The sequence below is a fragment of the Ralstonia nicotianae genome (genome assembly GCF_018243235.1).
GTDB lineage: Bacteria > Pseudomonadota > Gammaproteobacteria > Burkholderiales > Burkholderiaceae > Ralstonia > Ralstonia nicotianae.
This window is the reverse complement of sequence record NZ_CP046675.1, coordinates 557,827-573,082: the sequence shown is the minus strand read 5'-3', so window position 1 is coordinate 573,082 and position 15,256 is coordinate 557,827. Positions and strand designations below refer to the sequence as shown.

At 67.2% G+C, this 15,256-nt stretch carries 16 protein-coding genes; 9 read left to right on the top strand and 7 right to left on the bottom strand.

Translation table 11 applies throughout. The features are described 5' to 3' along the window. The first annotated feature begins 157 nt into the window (after window positions 1-157). From GO999_RS18870 to GO999_RS18850, 5 genes are read left to right on the top strand one after another with little or no spacing between them, the layout of a single operon-like run. Window positions 158-1,432: a phosphatidylglycerol lysyltransferase domain-containing protein gene (locus tag GO999_RS18870; RefSeq protein WP_029240556.1), complete on the top strand. Its 1,275-nt coding sequence runs from the start codon at window positions 158-160 to the stop codon at window positions 1,430-1,432. Between the two features lie 44 nt (window positions 1,433-1,476). Continuing rightward, window positions 1,477-2,496: a ubiquinone anaerobic biosynthesis protein UbiU gene (gene ubiU, locus GO999_RS18865; protein WP_011004262.1), complete on the top strand. Its 1,020-nt coding sequence runs from the start codon at window positions 1,477-1,479 to the stop codon at window positions 2,494-2,496. A 19-nt stretch (window positions 2,497-2,515) separates the two neighbouring features. Then, window positions 2,516-3,400, top strand: coding sequence for a U32 family peptidase (locus tag GO999_RS18860; protein WP_211907110.1), 885 nt, complete (start codon window positions 2,516-2,518; stop codon window positions 3,398-3,400). After that, on the top strand, window positions 3,397-3,828 hold the full coding sequence (gene ubiT / locus GO999_RS18855) for a ubiquinone anaerobic biosynthesis accessory factor UbiT (RefSeq protein ID WP_011004260.1): 432 nt from the start codon (window positions 3,397-3,399) through the stop codon (window positions 3,826-3,828). Before GO999_RS18860 ends, ubiT begins: the two co-directional genes overlap by 4 nt. A gap of 14 nt (window positions 3,829-3,842) precedes the next feature. After that, window positions 3,843-4,262 carry a putative zinc-binding protein gene (locus tag GO999_RS18850; RefSeq protein WP_058908454.1) on the top strand — a complete coding sequence of 140 codons (420 nt, stop codon included), beginning with the start codon at window positions 3,843-3,845 and terminating at the stop codon, window positions 4,260-4,262. 33 nt (window positions 4,263-4,295) lie between these two features. Here GO999_RS18850 and GO999_RS18845 read toward each other — a convergent pair whose 3' ends face one another. The 5 genes from GO999_RS18845 to relB form a co-directional block, all read right to left on the bottom strand. After that, the gene (locus tag GO999_RS18845) at window positions 4,296-4,973 is read right to left on the bottom strand and encodes a Crp/Fnr family transcriptional regulator (protein ID WP_011004258.1); all 678 of its coding nucleotides are present in this window, start codon (window positions 4,971-4,973) and stop codon (window positions 4,296-4,298) included. 4 nt (window positions 4,974-4,977) lie between these two features. Next, window positions 4,978-5,718 carry an anaerobic ribonucleoside-triphosphate reductase activating protein gene (locus GO999_RS18840; RefSeq protein WP_011004257.1) on the bottom strand — a complete coding sequence of 247 codons (741 nt, stop codon included), beginning with the start codon at window positions 5,716-5,718 and terminating at the stop codon, window positions 4,978-4,980. Continuing rightward, window positions 5,681-5,857 carry an anaerobic ribonucleoside-triphosphate reductase gene (nrdD, locus tag GO999_RS18835; protein ID WP_011004256.1) on the bottom strand — a complete coding sequence of 59 codons (177 nt, stop codon included), beginning with the start codon at window positions 5,855-5,857 and terminating at the stop codon, window positions 5,681-5,683. Before nrdD ends, GO999_RS18840 begins: the two co-directional genes overlap by 38 nt. After that, window positions 5,854-7,905 (bottom strand): ribonucleoside triphosphate reductase, encoded by a 2,052-nt coding sequence (locus GO999_RS18830; protein WP_211907109.1) that lies wholly within the window; start codon window positions 7,903-7,905, stop codon window positions 5,854-5,856. The genes nrdD and GO999_RS18830 overlap by 4 nt, the downstream gene beginning before the upstream one ends. Before the next feature lie 390 nt (window positions 7,906-8,295). Continuing rightward, entirely contained in the window at window positions 8,296-8,901 is a 606-nt protein-coding gene (gene relB / locus GO999_RS18825; RefSeq protein ID WP_038962251.1) for a type II toxin-antitoxin system RelB family anti-toxin, read from the bottom strand. A gap of 114 nt (window positions 8,902-9,015) precedes the next feature. Here relB and kbl point away from each other — a divergent pair, with 114 nt between their 5' ends. Together kbl and GO999_RS18815 are read left to right on the top strand one after the other, a co-directional pair. Then, on the top strand, window positions 9,016-10,215 hold the full coding sequence (gene kbl / locus GO999_RS18820) for a glycine C-acetyltransferase (RefSeq protein ID WP_016723017.1): 1,200 nt from the start codon (window positions 9,016-9,018) through the stop codon (window positions 10,213-10,215). Continuing rightward, window positions 10,215-11,171: an L-threonine 3-dehydrogenase, SDR-type gene (locus GO999_RS18815; protein WP_011004252.1), complete on the top strand. Its 957-nt coding sequence runs from the start codon at window positions 10,215-10,217 to the stop codon at window positions 11,169-11,171. Before kbl ends, GO999_RS18815 begins: the two co-directional genes overlap by 1 nt. Before the next feature lie 99 nt (window positions 11,172-11,270). On the opposite strand, the gene norR is transcribed toward GO999_RS18815, so the two are convergent. Next, window positions 11,271-12,803: a nitric oxide reductase transcriptional regulator NorR gene (gene norR, locus GO999_RS18810; protein WP_019719651.1), complete on the bottom strand. Its 1,533-nt coding sequence runs from the start codon at window positions 12,801-12,803 to the stop codon at window positions 11,271-11,273. Between the two features lie 165 nt (window positions 12,804-12,968). Here norR and ytfE point away from each other — a divergent pair, with 165 nt between their 5' ends. Beyond that, window positions 12,969-13,640 (top strand): iron-sulfur cluster repair protein YtfE, encoded by a 672-nt coding sequence (ytfE, locus tag GO999_RS18805; protein ID WP_011004250.1) that lies wholly within the window; start codon window positions 12,969-12,971, stop codon window positions 13,638-13,640. A 155-nt stretch (window positions 13,641-13,795) separates the two neighbouring features. Here the strand turns inward: ytfE and GO999_RS18800 are convergent, their stop codons facing one another. Next, entirely contained in the window at window positions 13,796-14,224 is a 429-nt protein-coding gene (locus GO999_RS18800) for a YfiM family protein (RefSeq protein WP_016723018.1), read from the bottom strand. Between the two features lie 441 nt (window positions 14,225-14,665). On the opposite strand from GO999_RS18800, the gene GO999_RS18795 reads away from it, so the two are divergent. Next, window positions 14,666-15,025 carry a hypothetical protein gene (locus tag GO999_RS18795; protein WP_016723019.1) on the top strand — a complete coding sequence of 120 codons (360 nt, stop codon included), beginning with the start codon at window positions 14,666-14,668 and terminating at the stop codon, window positions 15,023-15,025. The last annotated feature ends 231 nt before the right edge of the window (window positions 15,026-15,256 follow it).

The window sequence follows — 15,256 nt, the reverse complement described above, 5'->3', positions numbered from 1 at the left end:
TCGGTCGGGCTAGTTCGTTCGACGGGGGCGGCCCACGGCACGCCGCAACGGCGCCGATGGCGCCTGCGACGCCGGCATGCCGCCGGAGCCTTAATTCACGTCAAATGGGCCGGGCCCCGCATCGGCTAGCGTGGGTGACTCAGCACGCCGGCCGCCCATGACCAAAACCGCCCCCCCTCTCTTCTATGAACGCATGCCTGCCCCGGGTGTCGTGTTCGGCTGCCTGCTGCCCGTTCCGTGGGCGGGCGCGGCGGTGGGCTTGCTGTTGGCGCTGGGCCCGGTCGACGGTTTGCCGGATCGCTTTGCGCCGCTCACGCTGGCGCTTGCCCATGCACTTGCCGTCGGCATGCTGTTGCCGGCGATGCTGGGAGCGCTGTTCCAGCTGTTTCCCGTGGTGGCGGGCGTGCCGGTGTCGGCCGCGCGCTGGGTGTCGCCCTGCGTGGCCGCGACCTGCGTGGCGACTGCAGCCGCGCTGGGCGCGGGCTTTCTCGGAGTGGGGCGTGCCGCGTTTGCGCTGGCGGCGTGGTTTGGCGCGCCGCTGCTGGCAATCCCCGCCGTTTTGCTGGTGCTGGCGGGGCGGCGGGTTACCGGGACGCACGCCACCACGCGCACGCTGCGGTGGATCGGCTCGGCGCTGCTGTTCACGCTGGCCAGCGGCGCCACGCTGGCCACGGTGCTCGGTCTGGGGATGTTCGCGCCGTCGGCCACCCTGCTGGATCTGCACGTCGGCTGGGGGCTGGGCGGCTGGCTGGCGACGCTGGTGGCAGGCGTGGCCTCGACGGTGCTACCGATGTTCTGGCAGACGCGCCGTTGGCCCGCGCGGTGGCAGCGGTGGGTGCCGGCGTGGCTGTGGGCGCCGCTGCTGCTAGGCAGCGTGATCGGCTGGCGGGGGCATGCGCTGTGGTGGCAGGGCTGGGGCTGGCTGGCGCTGGGCGCATTGTCGGCGGCAGGCGTGCTGGCGGTGGGCGGCGCAAGGCGCCGGCACGATCCGGCCTGGCCGCTGTGGTTGGCCGCCACCAGCGCCTGGCTGGCGGTTGCCGTGCTGGGACTCGCCGCGCATTGGTTGCCGCCGGACTGGCCGGTGGCGTGGTGGATGGGCGCGCTGGCGCTGGTGGGCGGCGGCGTGCTGCCGGTCAATGCGATGCTGGGCAAGATCGTTCCGTTCATGGTCTGGATGCACTTGCGCCGGCGCGTACCGAAGCATGTGCGGCTGCCGGCCATGCAGACCCTGATTGGCGAGCGGCAGCAGCGCTGGCATGCCCGTCTGCTGCTGCTGGCATTGGCGATGGTGCTGCTGGTGCCGCTGCAGCCGCGCGCGATGGCGCCGCTGGCCGGCGCGTTGTTCACGTTGTCGCAAGTCTGGCTGGGCGTGCAGCTGTGTCGGGCGTTGCTGATCTTCAGGCGGGTCTCGCGGGCATTCGCACGCGGTTGACCGAACGCAAAACCACACTGCCAGACACGTCGCAGACTGCCGCCATGGCACCGATCACTCCCCCCACTATTGAATTGGTGGCCCCCGCAGGCAGCCTGGCGGCGCTCAAGGCCGCCCTCAACGCCGGGGCCGACACCGTCTACCTTGGCCTGAAGAACGCGACCAACGCGCGCAACTTCGCCGGCCTCAATTTCACCGAGGCGGATATCCGCACGGGCGTCGATCTGGCGCACAGCATGGGCCGGCAGGTCCTGTTCGCGATCAACACGTTTCCGCAGGCCGGCCGGGGCATCGAGTGGCGCATGGCCATCGATGCCGCCTACATGCTGGGCGCCGACGCCGTGATCCTGGCCGATCCGGGGCTGATGGCCTACGCGCGCGATCGCTATCCCGACCTGCGGCTGCATCTGTCCGTGCAGGGCTCCGCCACGCACGCCGATGCCATCGAGCTGATGCGCGAGCAGTTCGGCATCCACCGCGCGGTGCTGCCGCGTGTGCTCACGCTGGCCGAGATCGGGCGCGTGATCCCGCAGACCTCGGTGCAGATCGAGGTGTTCGGGTTCGGCAGCCTGTGCGTGATGGCCGAGGGCCGCTGCCTGCTGTCGTCCTTCGCCACGGGGGATTCGCCCAACAACAAGGGCGTGTGTTCGCCCGCGCACGCGGTGCGCTGGCACGAGCAGGACGGCCAGCTCGACGCGCGCCTGAACACCATCCTGATCGACCGCTACGCGCCGGGCGAAGCCGCCGGCTATCCGACGCTGTGCAAGGGGCGCTTCGTGGTCGACGGCGAGGTCGATCACGCGCTGGAAGAACCGACCAGCCTCAACGCGCTGAGCCTGCTGCCCAAGCTGATCGGCATGGGGGTGGCCGCGATCAAGATCGAAGGGCGCCAGCGCAGCCCGGCGTACGTCGCGCAGGTGGTCGCCACGCTGCGCGCGGCACTGGACGCCGCGCAGGCAGACCCGGCCCGCTTTTCCGCGCGGCCCGAATGGCAGGCCGCGCTGGTCTGCCATGCCGAGGGCGCGCACGTGACGCAGGGCGCGTTCGACCGGCCCTGGAAATAGGCTTCACCGCACGCTCATCATGTCCTATCACATCTCCCTGGGGCCGCTGCTGTACTACTGGCCGCGCCAGCACACCCTTGATTTCTACGCCAAGGTGGCGGACAGCCCGGTCGATATCGTCTACGTGGGCGAGACCGTCTGCAGCCGCCGCCACGAACTGCGTACCGATGACTGGCTCGCGCTGGCCGCCATGTTGCGCGATGCCGGCAAATCGGTCGTCCTGTCGACCCGCACGCTGATCGAAACCAGCGCCGAGGCGCAAGCGCTGCGGCGGCAGTGCCAGCAGGACGATTGGCCGGTCGAGGCCGGCGAGCTGGGCGCCGTGCGGCTGCTGCGCGGCCGGCCTTTCGTGGCGGGCCCCCATTGCAACGCTTACCACGGCGGCACGCTGGCATGGCTGGCCGGCCTCGGCGCCATGCGCGCCGTCATGCCGCTGGAGATGAGCCAGGCCACCCTGGCCGAACTGATGCGCGAGAAGCCCGATGCGCTGGAGATCGAGGCGATGGTCTGGGGGCGCCTGCCGCTGGCGTTTTCCGCACGCTGCTTCACCGCGCGGCACTTCCGGCTGAACAAGGACGACTGCGGCTTCCGCTGCATCGAACACCCCGATGGCCTGGCGGTGCGCACGCGCGAGGGGCAGGAGTTTCTCGCCATCAACGGCATCCAGACGCAATCGGGGCAGTGCCTGGACATTCTCGACCAGGCCCCGGCGCTGTCTGCGCTGGGCGTGAAGGTGCTGCGCGTGAGCCCGCAATCGACGGGCACGCTGGAGGCGGTTGCCGCGCTCGACGCCTTGCGGCGTGGCCAGCCCGCGGTGGAGGTGCATCCGCCGGAGGGCATCGGCCGCTGCAACGGCTATTGGCACGGGCAGTCCGGCATCGAATGGCTGGAGACATCGCGATGAAACCGTTCCGCCCACGCCCGCCCGCCGCGCTGGTGCGCCTCGCCCGGCGCCTGCCGGTACCGCTGACGTCGTTTCCGTTCGTGCTCGGGCTCGATGTTGCGCGACGGCTCGCCTGGCTGACGCCGCCGCCCGAGCTGGAGGGGCGGCGCTTTGCCCTGACCGTGGAAGACCTGGGCCTGCGCGCGTGCTTCTGCTGCCGTGGCGGGGCGTTTCATCTGCTGTCGGACGGTCAGCCCGAGCTGGAGCTGACCGCGGGCGTGGCGGATTTCGTGGCGCTGATACGCGGCGCGGCCGATGCCGACACGCTGTTCTTCCAGCGTCGCCTCAAGATTTCCGGCGACACCGAGCTGGGATTGATCGTCAAGAACTGGCTCGACGCAGCCGAGCGGCCGGCCTGGCTCGCGCGGTGGCAATCGCGGCAGGTCTAGTTGAGGAAGGAATCATGGCGTTACACAACCTTCCGCTGGTCTATGCCTGCTCGGGGTGTTCAAGCGTGGCGCAGGCGGCGAATCGTCTCGCCGTGGGGCTCGATCGTGCGGGCAAGGCCGAGATGTCCTGCATCAGCGGTGTGGGCGGCGGCGTACGCGCGCTGGTCAAGACCGCGCGCAGCGGGCGGCCCATCCTCGCGCTCGACGGCTGCGCCCTGGCTTGCGTCAAGGCGTGCCTGGCGACGGCCGGCGTCACGGCGGACATCCACCTGGTGCTCAACCAGTTGGGCGCCAGAAAGCGCTATCACGCCGACTGCACCGATGATGAGATGACCGCCTCAGCGGCGCTGGTGGACGAAGCCGTCACGACGCTGCAAGGCAGGATCGATGCCGCCGGGTGTGTGTCCGCATCGGCTCTGACATTGGACGATTGAGTCGCGGCATGCCCCCAAGGCGGGGCATGCCATTCACCCCGCCCGCAACTGGCGCTGCAAGGCGGCCGCGCTGTGGATGACCACATCGCGCCCCTCGACCAGGATCAGCCCATCGCGGATCAACTGCTGCAGCACGCGCGACAGGGTGGCTGGCGCCAGCCCGAGCTTGGAGGCGACCAGGGTCTTGCTGCACGGAAAGCGGGCGCGATCGAGCTTGCGCGGCAGCATCAGCAGGTAGCCGATCAGGCGCTGGCTGGCGCTTTGCAGGTTGACGGTCTCGATGTCGCACATCAGCGTGTGGAGTCGGGACGACAGGCCCGTGAGCATCCGGCGCGCCAGCGTGGGATGGATGTCGAGCGCCGCGTCGATGGTCGGCTTGCCGATCCGGATCAGCAGGCTGTCTTCCAGCGCCTGCGCGTCGGCCGCATGGGGCTGGTTCAGAAACATGAAGGGCTCGCCGAAATATTCGCCCGGCCCGAAGAATTCGATCACCTTGTTGTGTCCGTGGGCGCCGGGCAGCACGAGCTTGATCGTGCCGACCGCCACCACGTAGAACCCGTCAGCGCAGTCGCCTCGGTGGAACACGAAGTCGTGCCGTGCGAGGCGTATCTGATGGCTGTCGCGGGCGAGCGTGGCCAGGTCTTCGGCGTCGAGGCCTTCGAACAGCGGGGAGTGCTTGAGCAGATCGCCAATATCGCGGGTCTCATGCATGGTATCAACGGCAGGAAAAAGAGGAGAAGCAGGCGGCCAGCGCGTGTTGCGTCGCCTCGCTGGGCAATGCGGTGGCCAGGGTTCCGGGAGCACTTCGATAGGCTTGTATGGCGTAGTGTTTCACCCCGCGGCTGCACAGGCTTTGCGCGAGCGCAAGCAGTTGGGGTTCGGGCAGCCAGTCCGGGTGCCAGGTGGTGCGGCACTCGAATGCGCAGTGGCTGCGCAGCAACAGATCGAGGCAGGCGTCGACCGGCGCGGCACTGCCTCGGCGGCCCGTGAGGGCGTCGTAGCGCGGCGCGGTGGTCTTGATGTCGAGGCCGACCCAGTCCAGCCGCGGCAGCACCTCGGCAAAGCGGGCAGGGTAGATGCCGCCGGTGTGCAGCCCGATGCGCAAGCCGAGCGCGCGGGCCGCATCGATCAGCTGCGGCAGGCGCGGCTCGCTGAGCGGCTCGCCGCCCGAGAACACCACGGCGTCGAGAAGGTTCCGCCGGCGCCCGAGGAAATCGAGCACCTCGCGCCAGTCCAGCCCGCGCGCGCGTTCCTGCAGGTGCGGATTGTGGCAGTAGTGGCAGCGCCAGGGGCAGCCGGCGATGAAGACGACGGCGGCCAGTTGCCCCGGCCAGTCGACGCTCGAAAACGGCGTCAGGCCGCCGATGGCGGGCAGCGCCTGCGGGCCCGCCGCGGGCTGCGGCGGGCCCGGCTGCGGCTCAGCGGGTGCGCTCTTCGACAAAGAAGCGGCGCTCACGGAATTCTCCTTGCTTGCCGATGTTGAACGAGCTGACCGGCCGGTGATAGCCCATCACGCGGGTCCAGACTTCGCAGCGCGTGCGCTGGCTGTCGTCGAGCCGGGTGTTGGACGAGGGTTGATGGACGGGCATGTTCATGCGGGTGCTCCTTCTTGGTTGGAACGGGTGGAAGAACCGGTGGCCGGCGCCGCCGCGCAGCCGCAGCCGGCGTGTGCCTGCTGGGCCAGCAGCTCCGCGTCGCACTTGGGGCAGAACGCGTGGTGGCCGGGCAGGTAGCCGTGCTTCGGGCAGATCGAGAACGTCGGCGTGATGGTGATGTAGGGCAGGCGGAAGTTCGACAGCGCCCGGCGCACCAGCTGCTTGCAGGCCTGCGGCGACGAGATCGCCTCGTTCATGTACAGGTGCAGCACCGTGCCGCCGGTGTACTTGCCCTGCAGCGCTTCCTGCCGGGCCAGCGCCTCGAACGGGTCGTCGGTGTAGCCGACCGGCAACTGGGTGGAATTGGTGTAGTACGGCTGCTCGGGCGTGCCGGCCTGGAGGATATCGGGCCAGCGCTTGCGGTCTTCGCGGGCAAAGCGGTAGGTCGTGCCTTCGGCCGGCGTGGCCTCCAGGTTGTAGAGATGGCCGGTCGCCTCCTGGAACTCGGCCATGCGCAGGCGCACATGGTCGAGCAGCCGCACCGCCATCGCGTGGCCGGCGGGGGTGGTGATGTCGTCGGCGTCGCCGCTGAAGTTGCGGATCATCTCGTTGACGCCGTTCACGCCCAGCGTGCTGAAGTGGTTGCGCAGCGTGCCCAGGTAGCGGCGCGTGTAGGGATACAGCCCCTGGTCGATCAGCCGCTGCACGAACTTGCGCTTGACTTCCAGCACGTCGCGGCCGAGCGCGAGCAGGGTGTCCAGGCGCGCCATGAGCGCCGCCTCGTCGCCTGCATGCAGATGGCCCAGCCGCGCGCAGTTGACGGTGACCACGCCGATCGACCCGGTCTGCTCCGCCGAGCCGAACAGGCCGTTGCCGCGCTTGAGCAGCTCGCGCAGGTCGAGCTGTAGGCGGCAGCACATCGAGCGCACCATGTGCGGCTCCAGGTCGGAGTTCAGGAAGTTCTGGAAGTACGGCAGCCCGTACCTGGCCGTCATCTCGAACAGCCGCTTGGTGTTGGGGTGGTCCCAGTCGAAATCGGGCGTGATGTTGTACGTCGGGATGGGGAAGGTGAAGGCGCGGCCCTTGGCATCGCCGGCCATCATGACCTCGATGTAGGCGCGGTTGATCATGTCCATCTCGGGCTGGAGGTCGCCGTAGGTGAACGGCATCTCCTCGCCGCCAAGGTAGGGGATCTGCTCGCGCAGGTCGGCCGGGCAGGTCCAGTCGAATGTCAGGTTGGTGAAGGGCGTCTGCGTGCCCCAGCGGCTGGGCACGTTCAGGTTGTAGATCAGCTCCTGCATGGCCTGCTTGACCGCCGCGTACGACATGGCGTCGCGCCGCACGAACGGGGCCATGTAGGTGTCGAACGAGCTGAACGCCTGCGCGCCGGCCCACTCGTTCTGCAGCGTGCCGAGGAAGTTGACGATCTGGCCGATGGCCGCCGACATATGGCGCGGCGGCGTGGCCTCCACCTTGCCCGGCACGCCGTTGAAGCCCTCGGTCAGCAGCTGGCGCAGGGACCATCCCGCGCAGTAGCCCGACAGCATGTCGAGATCGTGGATGTGCAGGTCGCCCTCGCGATGCGCGTGCCCGGCCTCGGGGCTGTAGACGTGCGAGAGCCAGTAGTTGGCGGTGACCTTGCCGGCCACGTTCAGGATCAGGCCGCCCAGGCTGTAGCCCTGGTTGGCGTTGGCGTTGACGCGCCAGTCGCGCTGCTCGAGATACTCGTCCATCGTGCTCTCGACGTCGACCAGCGTGTGCTTGAGCGCGCGCAGGCGGGCGTGCTGCTCACGGTAGACGATATAGGCGCGCGCCGTGCGCCAGTAGCCGGCCACCACCAGGGCTTCCTCGACATGGTTCTGGATGGTCTCGATGCCCGGGCAGGCCAGCCCGGCCAACTGGCCGATCACGTGCGCGCTCAGGCGCTGCGCTTCCTGCGTATCGAATTCGTTCGTCGCCCGGCCGGCTGCCGCGATGGCCTGCCGGATCTTCTGTCCGTCGAACGGCGCCAGCGATCCGTCGCGCTTGGTGACCTGCGTGCACGTCATGGGGTACTCCATATAGTGGTATGGAGTCAGGCTAGCACTAGATGTTGTGGTTCGAGGTATTCTTGGGCCGGGATTTTTGATTCAATTGACGGCCATCAATTGCGCGCCCGGGGGGCGCAGGCGAGGGTGGCGCTCAAGAGTGGCCCCGCCCGCGCGCTTGTCGAGACGGTGGCCAACGCCGGCATCGAATACCGGTGGCGTCTTGTCTCGTTGGCCTTATCGGCGAGATGGGTAACGCGTGCACGATCCCTTCCGCTCGGCGCGTTCAACTGGCGGCCGGGTGGTCCCGGCGCGTCGTCCGCCAATCCGATTCATGCCGATCGGCCCACCGCCGAACGGCGTTGCCGGAAGGGATGGCCCGCGGCCGGAGCGCGGCAAGACATGCGCCCCTCAGGCGGGATGCACGACCACCAGCAGCGCCGTGGCCGTGGTCTTGCCGCCATTGGCGATCACGTGCGCGACATCGGCGCGGTAGCGCGCGGTCTCGCCGTGCCGCAGCTTCTTCTCGTCGGCGTCGGTGCGCACCGTCATCGATCCGCTCAGCACCGACAGGTGCTCATGCGTGCCGGCCTCGTGCGGCTCGGAAGACAGCACGCCGCCCGCCTGGATCGTCAGCTCGTACCACTCGAAGCGCCCGGCCAGATCGATCGGCCCCAGGATACGCAGGTCGCATCGCGTATCCGGACTTTTCAGCGCAGGGATGGCATGCGGCGGCACCACGGTGATGCCGTTGCCTGCCGGCTCGCCGGCGCTCTGCGCGAGGAAGTCCGTCAGGCTGACGCCCAGCGCATTGGCCAGTCGCCACAGCACTGCGACGGTGGGGTTGGTCAGGTTGCGCTCGATCTGCGACAGCATGGATTTGGACACCCCCGCGCGGCGCGAGAGTTCGTCGAGCGACAGCCGCTGACGCTGGCGCAGCCCCTGCAAGGCGATGCCCACGGCGGGCGGGCCTTCAGGCGGTGAGGACGGGGGCGTCTGGACAAGGGGTTGCGTCATGGATGCGCGTTCTATATATTGAATATAACGTTCTATATATCGAACTTGTTCGATTTATCGATCAGATCGTAGCACCCGTCCGCCGTCCTGCCCACCCCCTCCTGGAGCCCGACCATGCCGAACGCCGAAGCATTCTATGCATTCATCCGCACCGAACTCGACGCAATCCGCGAGGCCGGGCTGTTCAAGCAGGAGCGCGTGATCGCCTCGCCGCAGGGCGCCCGCGTGCGCACCATCGACGGCCGGGAGGTCATCAACCTGTGCGCAAACAACTACCTGGGCCTGTCGTCGCATCCGCGGGTGATCGACGCCGCGCATGAAGCGCTGCGTACGCATGGCTTCGGGCTCAGTTCGGTCCGCTTCATCTGCGGCACGCAAGACTTGCACAAGACGCTGGAAGCGCGCCTTTCCGCCTTTCTCGGTACCGAGGACACGATCCTCTACGGCTCCGCGTTCGATGCCAACGGCGGCCTGTTCGAGACGCTGCTGGGTGCCGAAGACGCGGTCATCAGCGATGCGCTGAACCACGCGTCGATCATCGACGGCATCCGCCTGTGCAAGGCGCGCCGCTACCGTTACCAGCACAACGACCTGGATGACCTGCGCGCGCAGCTGACACAGGCGCGCGCGGACGGTGCGCGCCATTTGCTGGTGTTCACCGATGGCGTTTTCTCGATGGACGGCACCATTGCCCGGCTGGACGAAATGCGCTCGATCTGCGACGCGCATGGCGCGCTGCTCGGCATCGACGAATGCCACGCCACCGGTTTCCTGGGCCCACGGGGCCGGGGCACGCACGAACTGCGCGGCGTATTCGGCAAGGTGGACATCATCACGGGTACCCTGGGCAAGGCGCTGGGCGGTGCGTCGGGGGGCTTCACCAGCGCCCGCAAGGAAGTGGTGGCGCTGCTGCGCCAGCGTTCGCGGCCGTACCTGTTCTCCAATACGGTGGCGCCCGCGATCATCGGGGCGTCGATCGCGGTGCTCGATATCCTGGAGGGGAGCACGGAACTGCGCGACCGGCTGGAGCGCAACACGCGGTTTTTCCGCGCGGGGCTCGAGGCACTGGGCTTCGACGTCAAGCCGGGCGAGCACCCCATCATCCCGATCATGGTGTACGACGCCGACAAGGCACAGCAGCTCGCGCAACGGCTGCTCGAGCTGGGCGTGTACGTGGTGGGCTTCTTCTACCCGGTGGTGCCCAAGGGGCAGGCCCGCATCCGGGTGCAGATGAGCGCGGTGCATGACGAAGCCGCCCTGCAGGCCGCGCTCGGCGCGTTCGGCCAGGCTGGCCGCGAACTGGGGCTGATCTGATGGGCGCGCGCGTGCCGAAAATCCTGGTCGTCGGCGCCAACGGCCAGATCGGCTCCGAACTGGCGCTCGCCCTGGCCGAACGCTACGGACACGCGCAGGTGATCACGTCCGACCTGGTCCCCGCCGGCCGCCATCCGCACCTGACGCACGAGATGCTCAATGCCACCGATCGCGGCGAACTGGCCGCCGTGGTCGAGCGCCATGGCATCACGCAGATCTACCTGCTGGCGGCGGCGCTGTCCGCCACCGGCGAAAAGGCACCGCAGTGGGCCTGGGACCTCAACATGAGGAGCCTGCTCAATGTCCTGGAAAAGGCGCGGCAGATGGGCGTCGAGCGCGTATTCTGGCCCAGCTCGATTGCCGTGTTCGGGCCGACCACGCCGCGCGATGGCACCCCCCAGAAGACCGTGATGGAGCCCACCACCGTCTACGGCATCTCGAAGCAGGCGGGCGAAGGCTGGTGCCGCTGGTACCACGCCAACCATGGCGTGGACGTGCGCAGCATGCGCTATCCGGGCCTGATCTCGTACAAGACGCTGCCCGGCGGCGGCACGACCGATTACGCGGTCGATATCTTCCACGCCGCGGTGAAGGGCGAGCCCTATACCTGCTTCCTCGACCCGGACGAGGCGCTGCCGATGATGTACATGCCCGACGCCATCCGCGCCACCATCGAGCTGATGGAAGCGCCGGCGGAGCGGCTCACCGAGCGCGGCAGCTACAACATCGCGGGGATGACGTTCACGCCCGCGCAGATCGCGGCGGCCATCCGCGAGCATGTGCCCGGATTCCAGATCCGGTACGAGCCGGACTACCGGCAGGCGATCGCCCAGGGGTGGCCCGATTCGATCGACGATTCGGTCGCGCGCGCGGACTGGGGATGGCAAGCCGAGTATGGGCTTGAGTCGATGGTGGCCGATATGCTGGTCAACCTGAGGACTACGCTGGCCGCCTGAGGGGGGCTGCGGGTGCATCGAGGGCTCGGCCGCCGCCGGCAACGGACGCTTCCCCCAGAACGCGCGCAGGGGCACGGTCCATCATGCCTGCCCGTCCGGCTACTTGAGCCCCAGCCGTCGCGCCAGCTTGTGCAGGTTGCTGGCATCCAGCCCGAGCGTGCGTGCGGTCTGTGCCCAGTTGTCCTGGTGGATCGCCAGCGCGGCCTGGATGTGCCGCCGCTGGCAATCGGCCACGGCGTCGCGCAAGGTGATGCCCGGGGCGATGTCCGGGGATGCCTCCGGCGGCAGTCCGGCGGGCGAGGGCGGGGCGACGGCCTGGGCGTCCAGGTCGAGCAGCCCGGTTTCCAGCGTCACGATGTCGTCGCGGCTGGCGCCCCGGCTCAGCATCTTGAGCGCGGCGCGGCTGACGACGTGCTCCAGTTCGCGCACGTTCCCGGGCCAGGGGTAGCAGCGCAAGGCTTCTTCCGCGCCGGGGCTGAGCCTCAGGCTGCGCAGGCCCAGGCGCGCACGGTTGCTTTCCAGGAAGCGGCCCGCCAGCAGCAAGACGTCATTGCCGCGTTCTCGCAGTGGGGGAATCGGCACCGGATAGACCGACAGCCGGTGATACAGATCGGCCCGGAATGCGCCGTCGCGCACGCGCTCGCGCAGGTTGCGGTTGGTGGCGGCGATCACCCGCGCGTCGACATGGCGTGGGTGGTCGGCGCCAAGCCGCTGGATTTCGCCGTTCTGCAGCGCGCGCAGCAGCTTGGCCTGCACCGGGAGGGGCAGCTCGCCCACCTCGTCGAGAAACAGCGTGCCGCCGTCGGCGGCCTCGAAGCGGCCCGGGCGCTCGCCCACCGCGCCGGAGAACGCGCCCTTGACGTGGCCGAACAGCTCGCTTTCGGCCAGCGATTCCGGCAGCGCCGCGCAGTTGACATGCACCAGCGGGCGATCGCGCCGGCGCGACAGGCGATGCAACCGGTGCGCGAACAGCTCCTTGCCCACGCCGGTTTCGCCAAGCAGCAAGACCGGCAACTCGGAGTCGGCCACGACCTCCAGCTCATGCAGCAATTGGTGGATGGCCGGGCTCTGGCCGATGATCTCCCAGTCGTCCGCGGCGGGATCGCCGGGCGGCAGGTCGCCGCGGGTCGCGCGCAGCGCGCGGATCTCGGCCTCGAGCCGCGTGGTGCGCGCGGCGGCTTCGATCACGACGGCCAGCTGGCGCAGCTCGGCCTGCGCATCGGCGTCGAAGGTGCCGATCTTGAGCGTGTCGAGCGTGAGCGCGCCCCACAGTTGCCCTTCGACATGCAGGCTGACGCCCATGCAGTCGTGCACCGGCAGCGGCGCGCCGGCCTGTTCGTCGATCAGCCCGTCGTACGGATCGGGCAGGGTGCTGTCATGGTGGAAGCATGTCACGCCGCGCCGCGCGAGGATGGCCGCCAGGCGCGGATGCTGCCCGACCACGAAGCGCCGGCCCAGCGCATCGCGCACCAGCCCATCCACGGCAATCGGCCGCAGGTGGTCTTCTTCCAGTCGCAGCAGCGCCACCGCTCCGCAGCGAAAATGCGAGCGCAGGCTGCCGACCAGCCGCTGCATGCGCACCGCCGGCGGCAGATCGGCGACCAAATCGGCCAGGAGCAGACGGTCAATCATGGTTGGAATTACCTGAAGAGGGTGAAAAGAACCTTGGCTTGCATGCGGTCGATTTTACCCAGGCAGCGGCAACCCATTGATTGATTAAAGGAAAAGAGTTGGCATGCAATTCGCTGTGATGGTGCATCCACTTCAAGACGTACCGACTTCACAAAGGAGCATGCAATGCCGTTACTGGACCAGCCGCTGGGGCACCTGGCCCGCAACATCCCGGGCGCAACGGGGATCTTTCACGAATATCAGCTCGATTTCTGCTGCGGTGGCCAGCACAGCCTGCGCGACGCCGCGCAGGCCAAGGGAATCGATGCCGCGCCGATCGCAGCGCGCTTGCAGGCGCTGCAGGCCGAGGCCACGCCGGATGGGGCGGTCGACTGGTCCGCGGTGTCGCCCAGCATGCTGATCGACCACATTCTCGAGCGCTTTCACGAGCGCCACCGCGAGCAACTGCCCGAACTGATCCGCCTGGCCCGTCGGGTGGAACACGTCCACGGCGATCGCCCGGAGTGCCCGGTTGGCTTGAGCGAGCTGCTCGAGGCCATGTGGCAGGAACTCGAAAGCCATATGCAGAAAGAGGAGCAGATCCTGTTTCCGATGCTGGCGCGCGGCCATGGCCTGCGCGCCGGTGGCCCGATCGCCGTAATGCGCATGGAGCATGACCAGCACGGCGAAGCGCTACAGCGGCTGATGACGCTGACCAACGACATCACGCCGCCGCGCGCAGCGTGCACGACGTGGCGGGCGCTCTATCTCGGCTTGAGCGTGTTCCGTGAAGACCTGATGGAGCATATCCATCTGGAGAACAACATTCTGTTCGAGGGGGCTGTCGCGGCCGATTGAGTGCGTGGCGGGGGCGGGCGAGTCAGCCCGCTTTGACCCGGATGGGCCGTGCGGGACGGCGATGGCCGGCCGTCTTTTCGCAAACCATCTATTGTCCTGCCGTCTTCTGAGCGGGGTTCAGCGAGCCGCCGGTGACCACGCGATCGTGGCTGCCGCTAATCGAACGCAACGTTCAACTGCACGCCGTACGCATATCCGGTGGGCTGCTTGAAAACGGCAGGGCGAAGCAGGCTATCGGCCGCATACGCACCGATCAGGGCGCCCGCCAGGTCCGCCAGCAAATCCTTCGAATCGAACCGGCCGTTCGTCTTCCGTCTGTCCACGATCTCCTTGGTGAGGCCGACCGCCATGCCGGCCCCGAGGCCATACCAGAAGCGATTAGGGCTATCCACAGCCAGGGTGGTCACGCCGGAGGCAATGACGGCGCTGATGCCAGCGTGGAGATATTTGTCATGCTCCACCTCTGCGTATGCAGACGGTGCAATTGCAAAAGCGGCCAAGAGCGCGGGAAGTCGAAAACTGGGCATTGTTCCAATTGAAATGAGTTGCAGAATCCAGTCGAGGCGAACTCGAATCTGGCGCATGAAGTGCTGAAAAGAAAAGCCGAGGCGGTAGAAATTTCAATTGAGATACTGATTTTAAAAAATAGAAAAACTGATAACAGCAATTTATTTGCCATATAAAATGATAGGAAGAGATTAATCGGGGGTCTATTGGAATTATTATATTTCTCTGGGTTGGGTTGTTTTGAATGTGTGAAAGTGAATGATTCAATGCATCCCGATGCGAAGTGATTGATTAGAATTTTTGGATTATCATGCCGTTTCATAAGGCAGCAGCTATGTGACGGAATTGCGCGCGGTACCTCGTTCCTCGAGCAGCCGGCGGCGTTGCTACACAACGATTCGCGGGATTTTTTTGAGCAAAACTGCCGAAATTCGTGCGAAAGGAACGATCGTCCAGAGAAATCGGGCGGATCGGCATAAGCGTCCTCCCCGTTCATCGGAGATCAGGAAAGGAGTCGTATGAGTGAGAAACTGGGTGCAGAGCGCCTGATGCCGAATGAGTGGCGGGATGATCTTGAAGCACTCGATCTGGAGATTGTCCGCTTCGCGATTATCTGCCAAGTGAAACTGCTGGAACCGGGGGTGATCCAGCGTGTGCTCGACAACGATGCACGCGATTGCATTCATGGCAATCAAACTGCTTTTGCCAGTTTGCGGGGGCTGCTGTTCCTGCATTTCCAGATGCAGAAAGACCTGGCCGAAGCCTATGGCCCTTCGGATGCGACGGAGATCGTGCGCCGGGTCTGGGCGCATTTGCAGCCGCGTGTCGGCGACCAGCTTGGCAGCTTGCCCAATCCGGGAGCGCTTTCCGCGGCATAGCGTCGATGGGCGGTGCGGCAGCGCGCTCAATCCGTGGCTGCCAGCGCTGGCGTGCGCGGAGCCAGTCGTGTGTGCAAATGACCTCCCTAAATGCCGCTGCAGAGTCCCCAAGGCTCAAATGCCCTGGTCTTTTCTGGCTAAGCGGGAGCTGCCGTCGCTGTGTCGCGTAGGCAAGAGGTGCACAAAATCAAAGCGCGCTCGGGGCGCCGGTAACGATCAGCGAAAAATAGA